We start from the raw sequence: 13,978 nt of genomic DNA, 5'->3' as shown, positions 1-13,978 counted from the left end.
AGATTACAAAAAAATATCCAAATAAAAAAATAAACTTAGATACTCATTTTTACAGAATTCATAATAATGATACTTTAGTCGAAGACAATGATAAAAGATATTTGAATGCAAAATCAGTAGAATATGAACCTAAAGATTCTTTATTTTTAGAGGTTTATAAAGATATTGTATATCAAAAATATCAAGTCTCTCGGTAATAAAAATCAGTATATGAAATTATGGAAAGAGTCTTTAAAAATTTATTTTGCTCCATCTTTAAATCAATTTTATAGAAATAAAATAGAGGATGCAGCTAATAATCTATCTCAAAATATAGATTCTTTAGATATTAAGTTTGTCAACAACATTAACGCATCAAATTACATTATATATCAACTAGATGAAAATAACTCTAAAAAATATTCAGAAGATATAATTAACAACAATTATGTTAATTACTATATTAAATGGAATCGTTCTAGAATTTATGATGCAAGATTAGAACTTAACCTTAATAAGTACAAAAATGTTAGTAGAGATGTAAATGCCAATTTCTTACTTGTAAACTTTTATAAAACTTTAGGTCAATTCCACAATACATCAAAAGTTTCCTGCGAGAGTGTCTTTTCAACTTGCAATTCAAATGAAAAAATTAACAGATTTTGATTTTGAAGTCATCAAATATCAATATTCTTACGGAATTTGTAAATTCACAAATTTAGAAGATTTCGAGGAGAATCATAAAATTGCAAAAGATAGAATTAGTAAAGGTGAAAAAATGATATTTATGCATTTAGAATAACTTGTAATTATATCAAAATAAATAATAAATGACTAATATCACAATTAGTCATTTTTTTATGCCTTATTTTTGCAAAACAATACAATAAAAACATGAGTAAAGCTATATATATTGCTACTGTAGAGTCTGATAGTGGTAAATCTTTAATTTCTTTAGGTTTATTAAGAATGATGTTAACCAAATCTGCTAAGGTTGGTTACTTTAGACCTATTATAAATGAAATTGATGAAAATGGTTATGACGAACACACAAATACAGCGATAAATTTTTTCAACTTAGAAATAGATTATAAAGATTGTTTTGCCTACACGCAAAGTGAAGTTGTAGAACTTTTAAGTGAAGGAAAAGAAGATGAAGTTATACATCATGTTATAAAAAAATACAAAAAGCTAGAAGCTAATTATGATTATGTATTGGTAGAAGGTACCGATTTTTCTCGGCGATGGAGGTTTTACAGAACTAGACGTAAACTTAATGATAGCCAAAAACCTTAACATTCCTGCGCTTATTGTGGGCTCGGTAACGGTAAAAAGAAAAAGACTTTATTAACACAATGCAATTATCTTACAATTCTTTCATAAATAAAGAAGTAGATGTTATTGGTATTGTTGCAAATAAAATTGAAGTAGATGAAGTTGATTATATTAGAACAGAACTAACAAATAGTTTCCCTAAAAAACTACAAATAGATATTATTCCTAAGGTAGATTTTCTTTCTTTTCCAACTGTAAAAGAAGTTTTAAAGGCTTTAAATGGTCGTGTACTTTTTGGTGAACAATTTTTAGAAAATGCAATTGGCAGTTATAGTACTGGCGCAATGCAACTAAGAAATTATTTAACAAGAATTAAAGAAAACGCTTTGGTTATAACACCAGGCGATAGAGCAGATATTATTTTAGGCGCTTTACAAGCAAATGCTTCTAAGAATTATCCTAAAATTGCAGGAATTATCTTAACAGGAACATTAATTCCAGAAGAATCTATTATAAAATTGATAGAAGGTGTGCAATCTACTGTGCCTATTATTTCTGTTGATGGAGGTACTTTTGGTATTTCTAATAAAATTGGAAGTGTAAAGTCTAAAATATACGCAACACATAATAAAAAGATTCTTTTATCATTAGATACCTTTGATAAGTATGTAAATGCAGAGGGTTTAACAAATATCTTAACTTCACATAAGTCTGACAAGTTAACACCTAGCATGTTTCAATATAACTTATTACAAAAAGCTAGAGTAGAAAAAAACATATCGTTTTACCGAAGGTGATGACGAGCGTATTTTGGCCGCTGCAGCTAGATTACAGTTGTTAAATATTGTAGACTTAACTTTACTTGGAGATAGAAATACTATTCAGTTAAAATGTGATCAAATAGGATTACAAATTAATTTAGATGAAATCAATATTTTAAATCCGAAGATTCAATTCATAATAAAAGTTTTGCCAACACTTTATATCAATCAAGAAAACACAAAGGAATGACAGAAACTACTGCACTAGATTTAACTAGAGACGTTTCTTATTATGGTACTTTAATGATTATGGAAGGTTTAGCAGATGGCATGGTTTACGGTGCAGTACACACAACAATGCACACCATAAAACCTGCATTGCAATTAATAAAAACAAAACCCGGAGTTTCTGTTGTTTCTTCTGTATTTTTTATGTGTTTATCAGATAGAGTTTCTGTAATGGGAGATTGCGCTGTAAACCCAAATCCAAATGCAGAACAATTGTCTGAAATTGCAATTTCCTCTGCTCAATCTGCAGAAGCTTTTGGTATAAAAGGTAAAATAGCAATGCTATCTTATTCTTCCGGTAGCTCCGGTAAAGGTGAAGAAGTCGAAAAAGTTAGAAAAGCTACAGAACTTGTTAAGACAAAAAATCCTAAATTAAAAATTGAAGGACCAATACAGTATGATGCAGCGGTAGATATGTCTGTGGCAAGAACTAAAATGCCAAATTCTGAGGTTGCAGGACAAGCATCTGTTTTAATTTTTCCTGATTTAAATACCGGAAACAACACCTACAAAGCAATACAAAGAGAAACTGGCGCATTGGCAATTGGCCCAATGTTACAAGGCTTAAATAAACCTGTAAACGATTTAAGTAGAGGTTGCACTATTGATGATATTTTTAACACGGTTTTATTAACAGCAATTCAAGCAAATCAAAATTAATTATGAATATTTTAGTTTTAAATGCAGGTTCTTCTTCTTTAAAATATCAAGTTATTGAAATGCCAAACGAAACCGTTAAATGTGTTGGTTTGGTAGAAAGAATTGGTATGGAAGATGCTATTTTCACACACGAAAACAATCATCAAAAAACTACAGAAACTTTACCAATTTTAAATCATAAAGAGGGTTTACATAAAGTTGCAAATACCTTGTTAGATTCTAAAATAGGTGTAATTAATAATGTTTCTGAAATTAATGCAGTTGGTCATCGAGTTGTTCATGGTGGTAATAAATTTAACAAAACAACAATTGTTAACCAAGAAGTTAAAAACAGTATTAGAGATTTATATGATCTGGCTCCATTGCACAATCCTGCAAATTTAACCGGAATAGAAATTGCAGAAACTATTTTTACTTCTGCAAAACAAATTGCAATTTTTGATACCGCTTTTCATCAAACAATGCCAAAAGAGGCGTATCAATATGCAATTAAAAATTCTTTTTAGAAGAAAATCATGTTAGAGCATATGGTTTTCATGGTACTAGTCATAAATACGTTTCAGAGAAAGCAATAGAATATTTAGGAAAAGAACATTCTAAAAATATTATAAGTATTCATCTTGGTAATGGTTGTAGTATGGCTGCAATAAAAAATGGTAAATGTATTGATACTTCAATGGGTTTTGCACCATCTAATGGATTGATTATGGGTACTCGCTCCGGAGACATCGATCATTCTGTACTATTGTTTCTAATGAAAAAATTAAATCTGTCTTTAGAGGAAATATCAAATTTATTAAACAAAAATTCGGTATGAAAGGGCTTACAGGTTTTTCTGATTTAAGAGAAATTTCTGAAAAAGCGATGAACGGAAATCAAGATTGTGAAAACGCTTTAAACCTAGCTGCTTATAGAATAAAAAAATATATAGGCTCTTATAATGCTGCTTTAAACGGATTAGATGCTATTATTTTTACAGCTGGTATTGGAGAAAATTCTGCTTTAATGAGAAAATTAGCATGCGACAATTTAGAAGCTCTAAGTATACAATTAGATCATGATAAAAATAGTATTCGATCTAAAGAAATTAGAGAAATACAAGCTAAAAAATCTAAAGTTAAAGTATTAATTATACCTACAAACGAAGAATTAGAAATTGCAAAGCAATCGTATCAATTATTAATTCAATAAAAGCCACGATTTTTTCAATAGAAAAAATCGTGGTAATATTAATATTTTTATTTTTTTACAATTTTTGTAGTTCCTATTTTTCCTTTTTCTGTTTCTATTTTTAAAACATAAACTCCTTTATTTAGGTTTTTAAAATCCAATTGATTTTGTGTAGTAGAAAGAACTCTTTTTCCTAAAATATTATACACGTTTAAATTCTTAATTCTAAAATTAGAATTATCAATAGTTAAAATATCTTTTACAGGATTTGGATATGTTTTAAAATCTGCAAGTAAAACATCTTTTACGCTTGCTGTAGCGCCATTATAAAGATATGTAGTTCTATAATTATCACTTGTTCTTGATAATATTTTATTAACGACACCATTAGAATTAGCTAGAAAATCTAGACCAGATTTATCTTTAAAAGGATGTGCATATGCAGACATTTGTTCGTTTAAGTCAAAAGCTATTGCTTCATTAGAAGCTACTACAAAAGCTCCATTTTCTAAGTATGATTCTTTTTCAACAACTATATTACCGTTAGCATCAAAAGTATTTTCTAATTTATAATCAGAAGCCCAAACAGAACCGTCCCAAGTTTGTGAATCTTCTAAAATAACTCTTTTATTAGCATCGTAAGTATATAAAGTTCTACTATCGTCTACCCAAGCACTACCATTCCAAGCTTTGTTTATAAAAGCACTAATAGTTCCATCAGAATTATAATTAATTGTAGTTTCAGATGAGTCTTCATCAAAAACCCAAGCAGTTCCATTCCATTCATAACTTAGACCACCTGTAACTTTTCCGTTAGAATAGGTTAAATCAATTTTATAATCGTTAACCCAAGAATTGTTATCATATTCTTCATCTAGAATTTGTATAACATTTACATCATTATTATAAGTGTATTTCGTTCTATATTGATAAGAAATTTGTGTTGTACCTGTTGTGTATGAAACGTATAAATAATTTGTTGCCTTATTATTAGCATTGTAGCTATAAGACTCTTCATAACTTTTTTCCCACTCTTGTGAAGTTGAATTCCAATAAAAACCAGTTTCTAAAATAAGGTTATTGTTTGAGTCGTAACTAAATATGCTTTTATTATTATTTGCCCAAGCAGTTCCGTTATAAGATTCACTTAAACTAGAAGTTAATTTGTTTTGAGCAGACATTATTAATCCACAGAAAACAAAAAGTATAAGAGTAATTTTTTTCATAATTGATGGTGTTTTAGAATAGACATAAAGCTATCTTAAAAAGTTCACCAAAACAATACCTAATTATAGGTATATTTTAATCGTAATTGAAGTTTAAAATAATTGTAAAACAGACTTCAAATTTTTACATTTGTAGCTATAATTTTAAAGAAACAAAGAAATGGGTAGAGCATTTGAGTTTAGGAAAGCAAGGAAGATGAAACGTTGGTCTGCAATGGCAAAAACATTTACCGAATTGGTAAAGACATTGTAATGGCTGTTAAAGAAGGTGGCCCAAACCCGAAACAAATTCTCGTTTACGTGCAGTTATTCAAAACGCCAAAGCGGCGAATATGCCAAAAGATAATGTAGAACGTGCCATTAAAAAAGCAACAGATAAAGATACTGCAAATTATAAAGAAGTTTTATTTGAAGGCTATGCACCACACGGTATTGCAGTTCTTTTAGAAACGGCAACAGATAACAATAATAGAACTGTTGCAAATGTTAGAGCAGCATTTAATAAATGTGATGGAAACCTAGGTACTTCCGGTTCTGTTGTTTTTATGTTTGACCATACCTGTAACTTCACTTTGAAAAAAGAAGATATTACAATGGATATGGAAGAATTAGAATTAGAATTGATAGATTTTGAAGTTGAAGAAGTTTTTGATGATGAAGAAGGTGTTATTATCTACGCTCCTTTTGAGCAGTTTGGAGCAATACAATCTTTCTTTGAAGAAAATAATGTAGAAATTTTATCTTCCGGTTTTGAAAGAATACCAACTACAACAACTAAATTAACAGAAGATCAGCAAGCTGATGTAGAAAAGCTACTTGAAAAGTTAGAAGAAGATGATGATGTTCAAAATGTTTACCACTCAATGGAAATCTAAAATTTCGGCATAAGACAAAATAATAAAAGTCGTGATAATTAAATCACGACTTTTTTTGAATGTCTTATGCAATAAGTTCAATCCCCCAATCTTATTATTACATAGCTTATTCACTATTAGCACAAATATAATATACTTTTTTTAAAATGTTAAATTTTAACACCAACTTATCTACTACAAAATTAAAATAATAGCAATTTAACTACTATATTTGCATTACATAAAAACCTAAACCACTTTAAATGAATACATTAAGATGTAGGAAGAAATTAACTGTATTTTTATTATTATTTAATATTATTCTAATATTCTCTCAAGAGACTTTAATAAAAGATCAAGATTATTGGTTTTATTATGATAAAGGTTACCTAGAAAGTGATTGGACAAATCTAAAAAATCTAACTAATTGGCAGAAAGGGCTGACACCAATAGGTTACGGAGATAAAAAATTAACTACTACAATTAGCTACGGAGGTGATAAAGAAAAAAACATATCACTAAATATTTTAAAAAATATAGTTATTGATGATGACTATATTGCTTATGAATTTAAGTTAAAAAGAGATGATGGTGCAGTAGTATATGTAAATGGCAAAGAACTCTTTAGAGATAATATGCCAAACATTACTATTGGAAAAACTACTTTAGCTAGCAGTACCACCAAAGGTGCAGAAGAAAAGAAATATTATCAACATTTTTTGAAAACAATATTTTTGTAAAAGGTAAAAATACAATAAGCATCTCTATACATCAAGCTTATGAATATTCTAGCGATTGTATTTTCAGTTTAGAGTTAATTGGGCATAAAAACCCGGAAATTCTGTCTTTTGTACTTGAAAACAAAGATAGAACCAACAATGAATTATCAAATAAAATTGAAATTCTAAATTCTAAATTAGAACATGATAAAATTGCCATTCAAAAAGAGAGTTTAGAAAGTACCAATTATAACCTTAAAATTATAGTGCTCTTAATAATAGTAATTTTTATTTTAGGAATTTTTGGTTATTATTTTACCTTATTAAGTTTTAAGAAAACAAATAAAGAGAAAAATAAAAAATAGCCTCTTTAAAGAATAAAAACAATAATAGAGATAAAAAAATTGTGATGTTAACCACAAATTTACTTCATAATAAGCAATACTTTAAAGAGATAAAAGCTGACATAAAAGGTCTTAAAACCGAAGACAAAAAAACAGTAAAAACAATTATCAATCAAATAGATAGTGTTTTAGAAAGAGATGAAGATTGGAAAACATTAACAGAACATTTTAATGCATTACACAACAATTTTTATGATAAATTAATTGAAAAGCATCCTAATATTACAGAGACAGAACTAAGGCACTGCATGTTTATAAAACTTCATATGCAAACAAAAGAAATTGCAAGAATTTTTATGATAGACCCTAGATCTGTGCAAACTGCTCGTTACAGAATAAAAAAGAAATTAAACTTAGAAGAAAGTGAAAATTTAAGAGACTATCTTTTAAATTTAGATTAGAGTTTTAATAAATTTAACGTTTTATTTCTTTGAATTTTACTAGATTCTGTGTACATAAATTTCGCAGGAAATAAATTTCTTTTGGTATTTCAAATTTAGTAAATAGATTTAAAGATTTTATTTTATTGATTATACCTTCTTTTTTTCTGAAGTATTATCATCAGTATCTTCAATAATCAAAATTAATTTACTACCCAATAAATCATCTAAAATTCCTGCCACAAAAAAAGGTTTTTGTAATACTTTAACTAGCTTACTTTCTATTACTTCGGCTGTAATTTCACTCCGCCAGAATTAATTACGTTATCAAATCTACCTAACCATTCAAATTGAGTATCAGAAATTAAACGAACCACATCATTTGTAAATAATACTTTTTCGCTAACTTTTACTGCATTAATTACCAAACAGTTTCTTTCATCAACATAAATAGTAACATTTGGCAAGGTTTTGTAAAAGTTTGATCGATTAAAATTGGTTTTTAATGTCGAAAAATTATTTAACATTTTAACAGCAATATGTGTTATCGTTTCCGTCATTCCGTAGGTAGCAAAAACATCCGTAGAAACATTTTGCAGTTTTGCTAATAATGGGTTTGAAACTACACCACCACCAACAATAAGTTTACGTATTTTATCTAAATAATTGATAGAATTTTCTACTTGTAAAGGAACCATCGCAGAAAAATCGTAAATTTTAGGAACATTTTGTAAAGGATTTGAATTTGGTGTAACAATGTCTAAAGACCAACCTAAAGTAAGTGCTCTAATTAACATCATCTTACCAGCTACATAACTTGCGGGCAAACATAACAAAGCAGTTGTTTCTGCTTTTAAATTAAAATAATTACCTGTAGCTATAGCAGAATTAAACATTCTCTCTTTTTGAAGCTCTATGTTTTTCGGTTTTCCTGTAGAACCAGAGGTTTGTATGATTACTGAATTACTATCGGAAAACCATTCTTCTAGAAATAGAAAAACATCTTTAGAAATTTTAGACGTATAATTTAATAACTCTGCAGAATTGCTAAATGAGTATCCGTTTAATTGAAAGCTATTATGAATGTAATTCTTACTATAATTCATCTAAAACCCTATAATTTTCTTTTAAATTAACTGGTTTTGTTATTCGACCAGTCAACTTTTCTTTCCAATTAGACCAACCATATTTTTTTGAAAATAATAAAAGCATTAAAGGATATAAAACAAAAACAGGTAGAAACATCTCCCAAGTTACAGATGGTTCTGAGGTATCAATATACAAAGCATCTGTTTGAAAAACAGTCCAATCTGTAGTTATAAAAAAAGCAGCAGTTATGTTGTTGATTGCATGTAAACCTAATGCAATTTCAGTTCCTTCATCCATTAAAGTTACAATACCATAAAACAAACCTGTACCAATGTAAAACACCATAGATATTTGCCCAAGTTTAGCAACTTCTGGATTTGCGCCATGTAAAAGACCAAAAACAACCGAGGTAAAAAGTAATGGTAACCATCTATTTTTTGCTAAAATACCCAAACCTTGCATTAAATAACCTCTAAACAACAACTCTTCTAAAGTAGTTTGAAAAGGCAGAAACAAAAAAGAAATTGCCAATAATATAAAAAATGGTTTCGGATTAAAATTCCAAGTAAAATTTTCTGGAGCTAATAAAATACCGATATAAGAAAGTACAATTGCTAAAATTCCCCAAACAAAAAATCCGTAGAAAAAACGTTTCCAATCGACTTTATCTCTACTTGTAATTAATGATTTAATTGTTCTTTTATGAATAAATTTAATACTGATAAACAAAAACATCAACCCTATAAAAAAGGTTAAAATCATTAAAAACAATAGTAAATTCTTGTCTAAGCCGGAAGTCATAAAATTGCTTTCTGCAAATTCTACAAATTCATTTATATCTTTTGATTGTGCCGCAACGGCCATGGCTAAAGGAATTATACCTAATATTTGCCATCCTAAGAAAACTAAAATAATTGTAAAAACCCAATGATACCATTCATTTTTACCTTTATATGCTTGTTGTATAAAATTCATTATTTATAATTTAAAATTCCATTTTACAGAATTATTATACCTTAAAGATCCATTGACAACCTCTAACGGACTTTCAAAATTATTAGTAAACAAACCACCAGTTCCTAAACCTTGCGGTAAATTATTTTGCAAACTAAACGTGTATTGCGCAATTGCATTTAAACCAATATTACTTTCTAAAGCCGATGTAATCCACCAATTTATATCTTTTTTCTGCTAATTCAATCCAAGTATCACTTCCCTTAAATCCGCCAATTAAACTTGGTTTTAAAATAATATACTGCGGATTCACTATATCTAGAACTTTTTTCTTTTCTTCTGTTGAAAAAACACCAATTAACTCTTCATCTAAAGCGATAGGTAATGGTGTTACATCACATAATTTAGCCATTTCTTCTAGTTGGCCTTGTTTTATTGGTTGCTCTATCGAGTGTAAATCTAATTCTGATAATTGCTTTAGCTTTTCTAAAGCTTCACCGGAACTAAAAGCCCCATTTGCATCAACTCTTAATTCTATTTCTTTAGAAGAGAACTCTTTTCTGATAGATTTTAAGAGATTCAATTCGGTTTTAAAATCTATCGCACCAATTTTCATTTTAATACAAGTAAAACCTGTTTTAAGTTTCTCTTCTATTTGAGTTTTCATAAAGGCTTTATCGCCCATCCAAACCAAACCATTAATCGATATCGATTTACTTCCTTTTGTAAATTCTGACGGAAACAAATTAAAACCATTACTACTTTCTAAGGATAAAAAAGCTTGTTCTAAACCAAATTGAATTGATGGATAAGTTGATAATTTGGTCAATAAAACCTCTAATCCTAAATGAATATTTTTACAAACCCAGTTAAGTCTTTCTTCGTAATCTGCAACATCATCTATACTCAACCCTCTAAACAATCCTGTTTCACCGAATCCTTTTTTACCATCTTTACTAAGAATAATAAACCAAGTTTCTTTAGTTCTTAAAACTCCACGCGATGTTCCGCTAGGGTTTTTAAAATTTAAAATATATTTTTTATAATCTGCTTTTATCAACTTAAAACTTATTTATTTTCAATAAAATCTTTAAAATTATTAAGATACGTTTGGTCTTGTTCTCTAAAAGTACTTTTAAAATAAGGGAACATGCATGCCATTATAAAAGAATCACTTTGGCAATTTGCATTTAACGTAATGGTTGTTTTTCCGTTATTTTCTGTAAAAAAGTAATCATCCTTTTTCAACATATTTTCTGCATCGTAAAACAAAGTTAGTTTTTCATTCGGAACATATGCTACAATTTTTTCTGTTAAATTGATTTCTTGTTCTTGATTGATAACTACAACATTATAAATACTACCTGTAATTCCTGGATTGTTTTTTACAACCTCTACAGATTGTACTCGGTATCCAGTTTTTTATGCTATCGATTTTAGAGAAATTATTAAAAACCTCTGTAATAGGCTTGTCAATTTCTACTTTAGCACTGTATTTGGTTTCTTTAACAATAAGACCTGTAGCTAAAAAGGCCAAGAATAAAACCGAAATAATGATTAGAATAATTTTTATTGTTTTCATTTTAATATTTTAAAAAAGTTGACCAACAGAAAATAATATAGCAAACAAAAAAGTACTTAAAGCAACTTTTTTTAATTCTCCATCTAATTCTGAAGGTATTTTATTTTTAGAAACTGTATTGATATTTTTAATTAGAGGTAAAAATGCCATCAAAAAAACTAGTTGATATATAGAAGTAAAATCTATAAAAATATATATCAATGCAAAAACCAGTGCAGAAATAATTAAAAAGTAATGATATTTCTTAGCTTTTTTAGATCCTAGTTTTACAACCAATGTGTTCTTATTATTTACTTTATCTTCTTCTCTATCTCTTAAATTGTTTAAGTTAAGAACAGCTGTACTTAGCAAACCAACAGAAATAGCAGGTAAAAAAATAGTTAAATTCAGTTGATTTATAAACAGAAAGTAACTACCAACTACACTTAGTAAACCAAAAAACAAAAACACAAACAAATCGCCAAATCCGCTGTAACCATAAGCAGAATTACCAACTGTATATTTTATTGCTGCAACAATAGAAGCAATTCCTAAACCAAAAAATAAGATTGAATACACGAAATTTTCGCTACCAAAAGCAACATAAATTAATGCCAATGCAATTAAAATCGTAATTATTGCAGTAACAATCATTGCGTTTTTCATTAGTTTCGGAGTAATCGCTCCGAAGAAACCATTCTTGCTTCGCCTGTTCTGTTTTTATCACTTCCTTTTACACCATCGCCATAATCGTTTGCAAAATTAGACAATACTTGAAACCCGATTGTTGTTAAAATAGCCAACCAAAAAATAGGCGATTTTAAAACTGAACCTTCTGTATTTAATTCATTAAATCCTAAAGCACTACCAATAATAATTCCAGAAATAGATAAAGGAAGTGTTCTTAAGCGTGCCGCTTTTATATAACTTTTTACATCCATGATTTTGTACTACTTTCTACTTTAAACAAGGTATAATTATAAATATGTAATGCTTTATCAAAATCTACACATGGTAGTTTTACTTTACCGAAGCTGTTTGAAAAACCAAATCTGCCACGTTTTTTCTTTCTTGAAAAATGGTTTGCTTCATCTTAATATTTTGTACTTTAAAAAAAGGCAAATATGTTTTATGAGTTTCTAAAATTCCTGTACCAATTAATAGAACATCCTTAGAAAATTTAAAAATTCTCTTTTTATAAAAAAATGAACAGCAACCGGATAAATAGGAATAATTATTAGATTTATCCAAAAAGCATTGTATTCCTCGATTTCAAAAAAGAACAATACATTTAAAGGAATAAAGAAAAATAAAGACCTGATATAATTTCTGTATTTTAAGTAAATATTAGAATTTTGAAAGCTAATATCTTGTAGTTCTTTATTAAAAGACAACAAGCTTTTAACCTCGGTTACTTGTTTTTCTTTACAGCCAACAATTCTTATAATTTTATCTTTTTGCTTTTTATTTACCTTGCCACTTATTGCTTGTTTAAAAGTAATAAAAGAGATTCCTAACTTTCTTTTAATGGGATTGGTAGAAATAGTTATGTGCTGAATTTTACTTTTCTTTAAAATTACCGATTTTTTAGTAGTTAAACCTTGATAAACTTCTAATGCATCATTTTTTATAAAAACAGTTAAGTTAAAATGTTTAAAAACAACACGTACAATAGAACTTAAAACAGCAACAATAGATAAAAATACTAACAAACCTACAATTAAAAACACACTTGTTTTTAGTGCTGAAGCATTGTTTGATATAAAATTACTTAATTCTTCTTTTTTTCCTAAACCTTTAAATAAATCGTCTACTTGTTGAAAAAAACCAACTAAAAGGGCAAACAACAACAATAAACTTTGCAAATGATTCTCTGTAAGACTGACTTTTAACAACGATAAGAAACCTATTTTTAAAAGTGGTTTATCTTGTTCTTTTTCTACCTGTTCTACTTTTAAACTTTCCTTATCACTAACTACCGTAACAATATTTTTTAAGTCTTTTGCATCTTTAAAAGAAAGTGCTTTTATAGAAATTTCTGCTTTACTAGACCCTGCAGTTTCTACATTAACTTCATGTACATTTATAATTTGCTGAATAATATTCTGCTTGAAATTTATATTCTGAATTCTATCAAAAGGAATAGAGGTATTTGTTTTTTTTATAATTCCTTTTTGTAGAACAAAATGTTTGTTTTCTACTTTAAACTTAAAGTTTTTAAAAATTAAATAAGCACGAACTAACAAGAAGATCAATAGAACTGCAACGCCTAAATAAATATATAAAAGCGTTTCTTGAGTAATTTTAGAAAACTTTTGAATAAATAAAAAAAGTAAAATCCAAAAAGCTTTTAAAAACTTGTAAATTAAGTTAAGATAAATTACAATAATTCCTTTTTTAGATTGTCTTCTAAATTGGCTAAAATCGTTTATTTTATCCATCTATTTTATTAGTGATGAATTCTTTAATATGTAAAGATTGCTCTTTTAAAAGGCCTTTAATTTTTAAATCGTCGCTACTATCACCTGCTGTAAAAACACTTAAAGTTGCTAATCCGAAAAAACGAGAAATTGGTCCCTGATCTATTTCTACATGCTGTATTCTGTTGAAAGGAACCGTAGTTAAACTCTTGTACAAAAGTCCTTTTTTGTAAGAGAT

At 28.0% G+C, this 13,978-nt stretch carries 12 protein-coding genes and 5 pseudogenes; 7 read left to right on the top strand and 10 right to left on the bottom strand.

The window, feature by feature from the left end:
• The first annotated feature begins 210 nt into the window (after positions 1-210).
• The 4 genes and pseudogenes from ACZ1HD_RS04665 (at position 211) to ACZ1HD_RS04650 (ending at position 4,154) form a co-directional block, all read left to right on the top strand.
• The gene (locus ACZ1HD_RS04665) at positions 211-645 is read left to right on the top strand and encodes a hypothetical protein (RefSeq protein WP_472688766.1); all 435 of its coding nucleotides are present in this window, start codon (positions 211-213) and stop codon (positions 643-645) included.
• Positions 623-781, top strand: coding sequence for a hypothetical protein (locus ACZ1HD_RS04660; protein WP_472688765.1), 159 nt, complete (start codon positions 623-625; stop codon positions 779-781). Before ACZ1HD_RS04665 ends, ACZ1HD_RS04660 begins: the two co-directional genes overlap by 23 nt.
• Positions 782-873: 92 nt before the next feature.
• Positions 874-2,963 (top strand): annotated as a pseudogene (pta, locus tag ACZ1HD_RS04655) (phosphate acetyltransferase).
• 2 nt (positions 2,964-2,965) lie between these two features.
• Positions 2,966-4,154 (top strand): annotated as a pseudogene (locus ACZ1HD_RS04650) (acetate/propionate family kinase).
• Positions 4,155-4,201: 47 nt separating this feature from the next.
• Here the strand turns inward: ACZ1HD_RS04650 and ACZ1HD_RS04645 are convergent.
• Positions 4,202-5,359, bottom strand: coding sequence for a T9SS type A sorting domain-containing protein (locus ACZ1HD_RS04645; protein ID WP_472688764.1), 1,158 nt, complete (start codon positions 5,357-5,359; stop codon positions 4,202-4,204).
• Between the two features lie 160 nt (positions 5,360-5,519).
• Here ACZ1HD_RS04645 and ACZ1HD_RS04640 point away from each other — a divergent pair.
• From ACZ1HD_RS04640 to ACZ1HD_RS04630, 3 genes and pseudogenes are all read left to right on the top strand, one after another.
• Positions 5,520-6,234, top strand: a pseudogene (locus tag ACZ1HD_RS04640) (YebC/PmpR family DNA-binding transcriptional regulator).
• 242 nt (positions 6,235-6,476) lie between these two features.
• Complete coding sequence (locus tag ACZ1HD_RS04635) at positions 6,477-6,953, top strand: hypothetical protein (RefSeq protein WP_472688763.1); 477 nt, start codon at positions 6,477-6,479, stop codon at positions 6,951-6,953.
• Positions 6,954-7,341: 388 nt separating this feature from the next.
• Positions 7,342-7,737, top strand: coding sequence for a helix-turn-helix transcriptional regulator (locus ACZ1HD_RS04630; RefSeq protein WP_472688762.1), 396 nt, complete (start codon positions 7,342-7,344; stop codon positions 7,735-7,737).
• A 263-nt stretch (positions 7,738-8,000) separates the two neighbouring features.
• Here the strand turns inward: ACZ1HD_RS04630 and ACZ1HD_RS04625 are convergent, their stop codons facing one another.
• From ACZ1HD_RS04625 to ACZ1HD_RS04585, 9 genes and pseudogenes are all read right to left on the bottom strand, one after another.
• Positions 8,001-8,822, bottom strand: a complete 822-nt coding sequence (locus ACZ1HD_RS04625; protein WP_472688761.1) for an AMP-binding protein — start codon at positions 8,820-8,822, stop codon at positions 8,001-8,003.
• Complete coding sequence (locus ACZ1HD_RS04620) at positions 8,812-9,780, bottom strand: CPBP family intramembrane glutamic endopeptidase (protein ID WP_079738358.1); 969 nt, start codon at positions 9,778-9,780, stop codon at positions 8,812-8,814. The genes ACZ1HD_RS04625 and ACZ1HD_RS04620 overlap by 11 nt, the downstream gene beginning before the upstream one ends.
• A 3-nt stretch (positions 9,781-9,783) precedes the next feature.
• Positions 9,784-10,816: pseudogene (locus ACZ1HD_RS04615) on the bottom strand (o-succinylbenzoate synthase).
• Between the two features lie 11 nt (positions 10,817-10,827).
• Positions 10,828-11,031 (bottom strand): hypothetical protein, encoded by a 204-nt coding sequence (locus tag ACZ1HD_RS04610; RefSeq protein ID WP_472688760.1) that lies wholly within the window; start codon positions 11,029-11,031, stop codon positions 10,828-10,830.
• Between the two features lie 88 nt (positions 11,032-11,119).
• Positions 11,120-11,341, bottom strand: coding sequence for a hypothetical protein (locus tag ACZ1HD_RS04605; protein WP_472688759.1), 222 nt, complete (start codon positions 11,339-11,341; stop codon positions 11,120-11,122).
• Between the two features lie 9 nt (positions 11,342-11,350).
• Positions 11,351-12,261: pseudogene (menA, locus tag ACZ1HD_RS04600) on the bottom strand (1,4-dihydroxy-2-naphthoate octaprenyltransferase).
• Between the two features lie 79 nt (positions 12,262-12,340).
• Entirely contained in the window at positions 12,341-12,571 is a 231-nt protein-coding gene (locus tag ACZ1HD_RS04595; protein WP_472688758.1) for a PH domain-containing protein, read from the bottom strand.
• Positions 12,478-13,761, bottom strand: a complete 1,284-nt coding sequence (locus ACZ1HD_RS04590; protein WP_472688757.1) for a PH domain-containing protein — start codon at positions 13,759-13,761, stop codon at positions 12,478-12,480. The genes ACZ1HD_RS04595 and ACZ1HD_RS04590 overlap by 94 nt, the downstream gene beginning before the upstream one ends.
• Positions 13,754-13,957, bottom strand: a complete 204-nt coding sequence (locus tag ACZ1HD_RS04585) for a PH domain-containing protein (RefSeq protein WP_472688756.1) — start codon at positions 13,955-13,957, stop codon at positions 13,754-13,756. The genes ACZ1HD_RS04590 and ACZ1HD_RS04585 overlap by 8 nt, the downstream gene beginning before the upstream one ends.
• Positions 13,958-13,978: the final 21 nt, after the last annotated feature.

It is taken from the genome of Polaribacter sp. HA6-7, from assembly GCF_055693625.1.
This window is presented reverse-complemented; position numbering and strand designations above follow the sequence as displayed.

What these genes read in the sequence shown, in the direction of transcription:
- ACZ1HD_RS04630 (WP_472688762.1), top strand. Translation starts at nt 7,342, where the DNA reads ATGTTAACCACAAATTTACTTCATAATAAGCAATACTTTAAAGAGATA.
- ACZ1HD_RS04605 (WP_472688759.1), bottom strand. Translation starts at nt 11,341, where the DNA reads ATGAAAACAATAAAAATTATTCTAATCATTATTTCGGTTTTATTCTTG.
- ACZ1HD_RS04635 (WP_472688763.1), top strand. Translation starts at nt 6,477, where the DNA reads ATGAATACATTAAGATGTAGGAAGAAATTAACTGTATTTTTATTATTA.
- ACZ1HD_RS04625 (WP_472688761.1), bottom strand. Translation starts at nt 8,822, where the DNA reads ATGAATTATAGTAAGAATTACATTCATAATAGCTTTCAATTAAACGGA.
- ACZ1HD_RS04645 (WP_472688764.1), bottom strand. Translation starts at nt 5,359, where the DNA reads ATGAAAAAAATTACTCTTATACTTTTTGTTTTCTGTGGATTAATAATG.
- ACZ1HD_RS04620 (WP_079738358.1), bottom strand. Translation starts at nt 9,780, where the DNA reads ATGAATTTTATACAACAAGCATATAAAGGTAAAAATGAATGGTATCAT.
- ACZ1HD_RS04665 (WP_472688766.1), top strand. Translation starts at nt 211, where the DNA reads ATGAAATTATGGAAAGAGTCTTTAAAAATTTATTTTGCTCCATCTTTA.
- ACZ1HD_RS04590 (WP_472688757.1), bottom strand. Translation starts at nt 13,761, where the DNA reads ATGGATAAAATAAACGATTTTAGCCAATTTAGAAGACAATCTAAAAAA.
- ACZ1HD_RS04660 (WP_472688765.1), top strand. Translation starts at nt 623, where the DNA reads ATGAAAAAATTAACAGATTTTGATTTTGAAGTCATCAAATATCAATAT.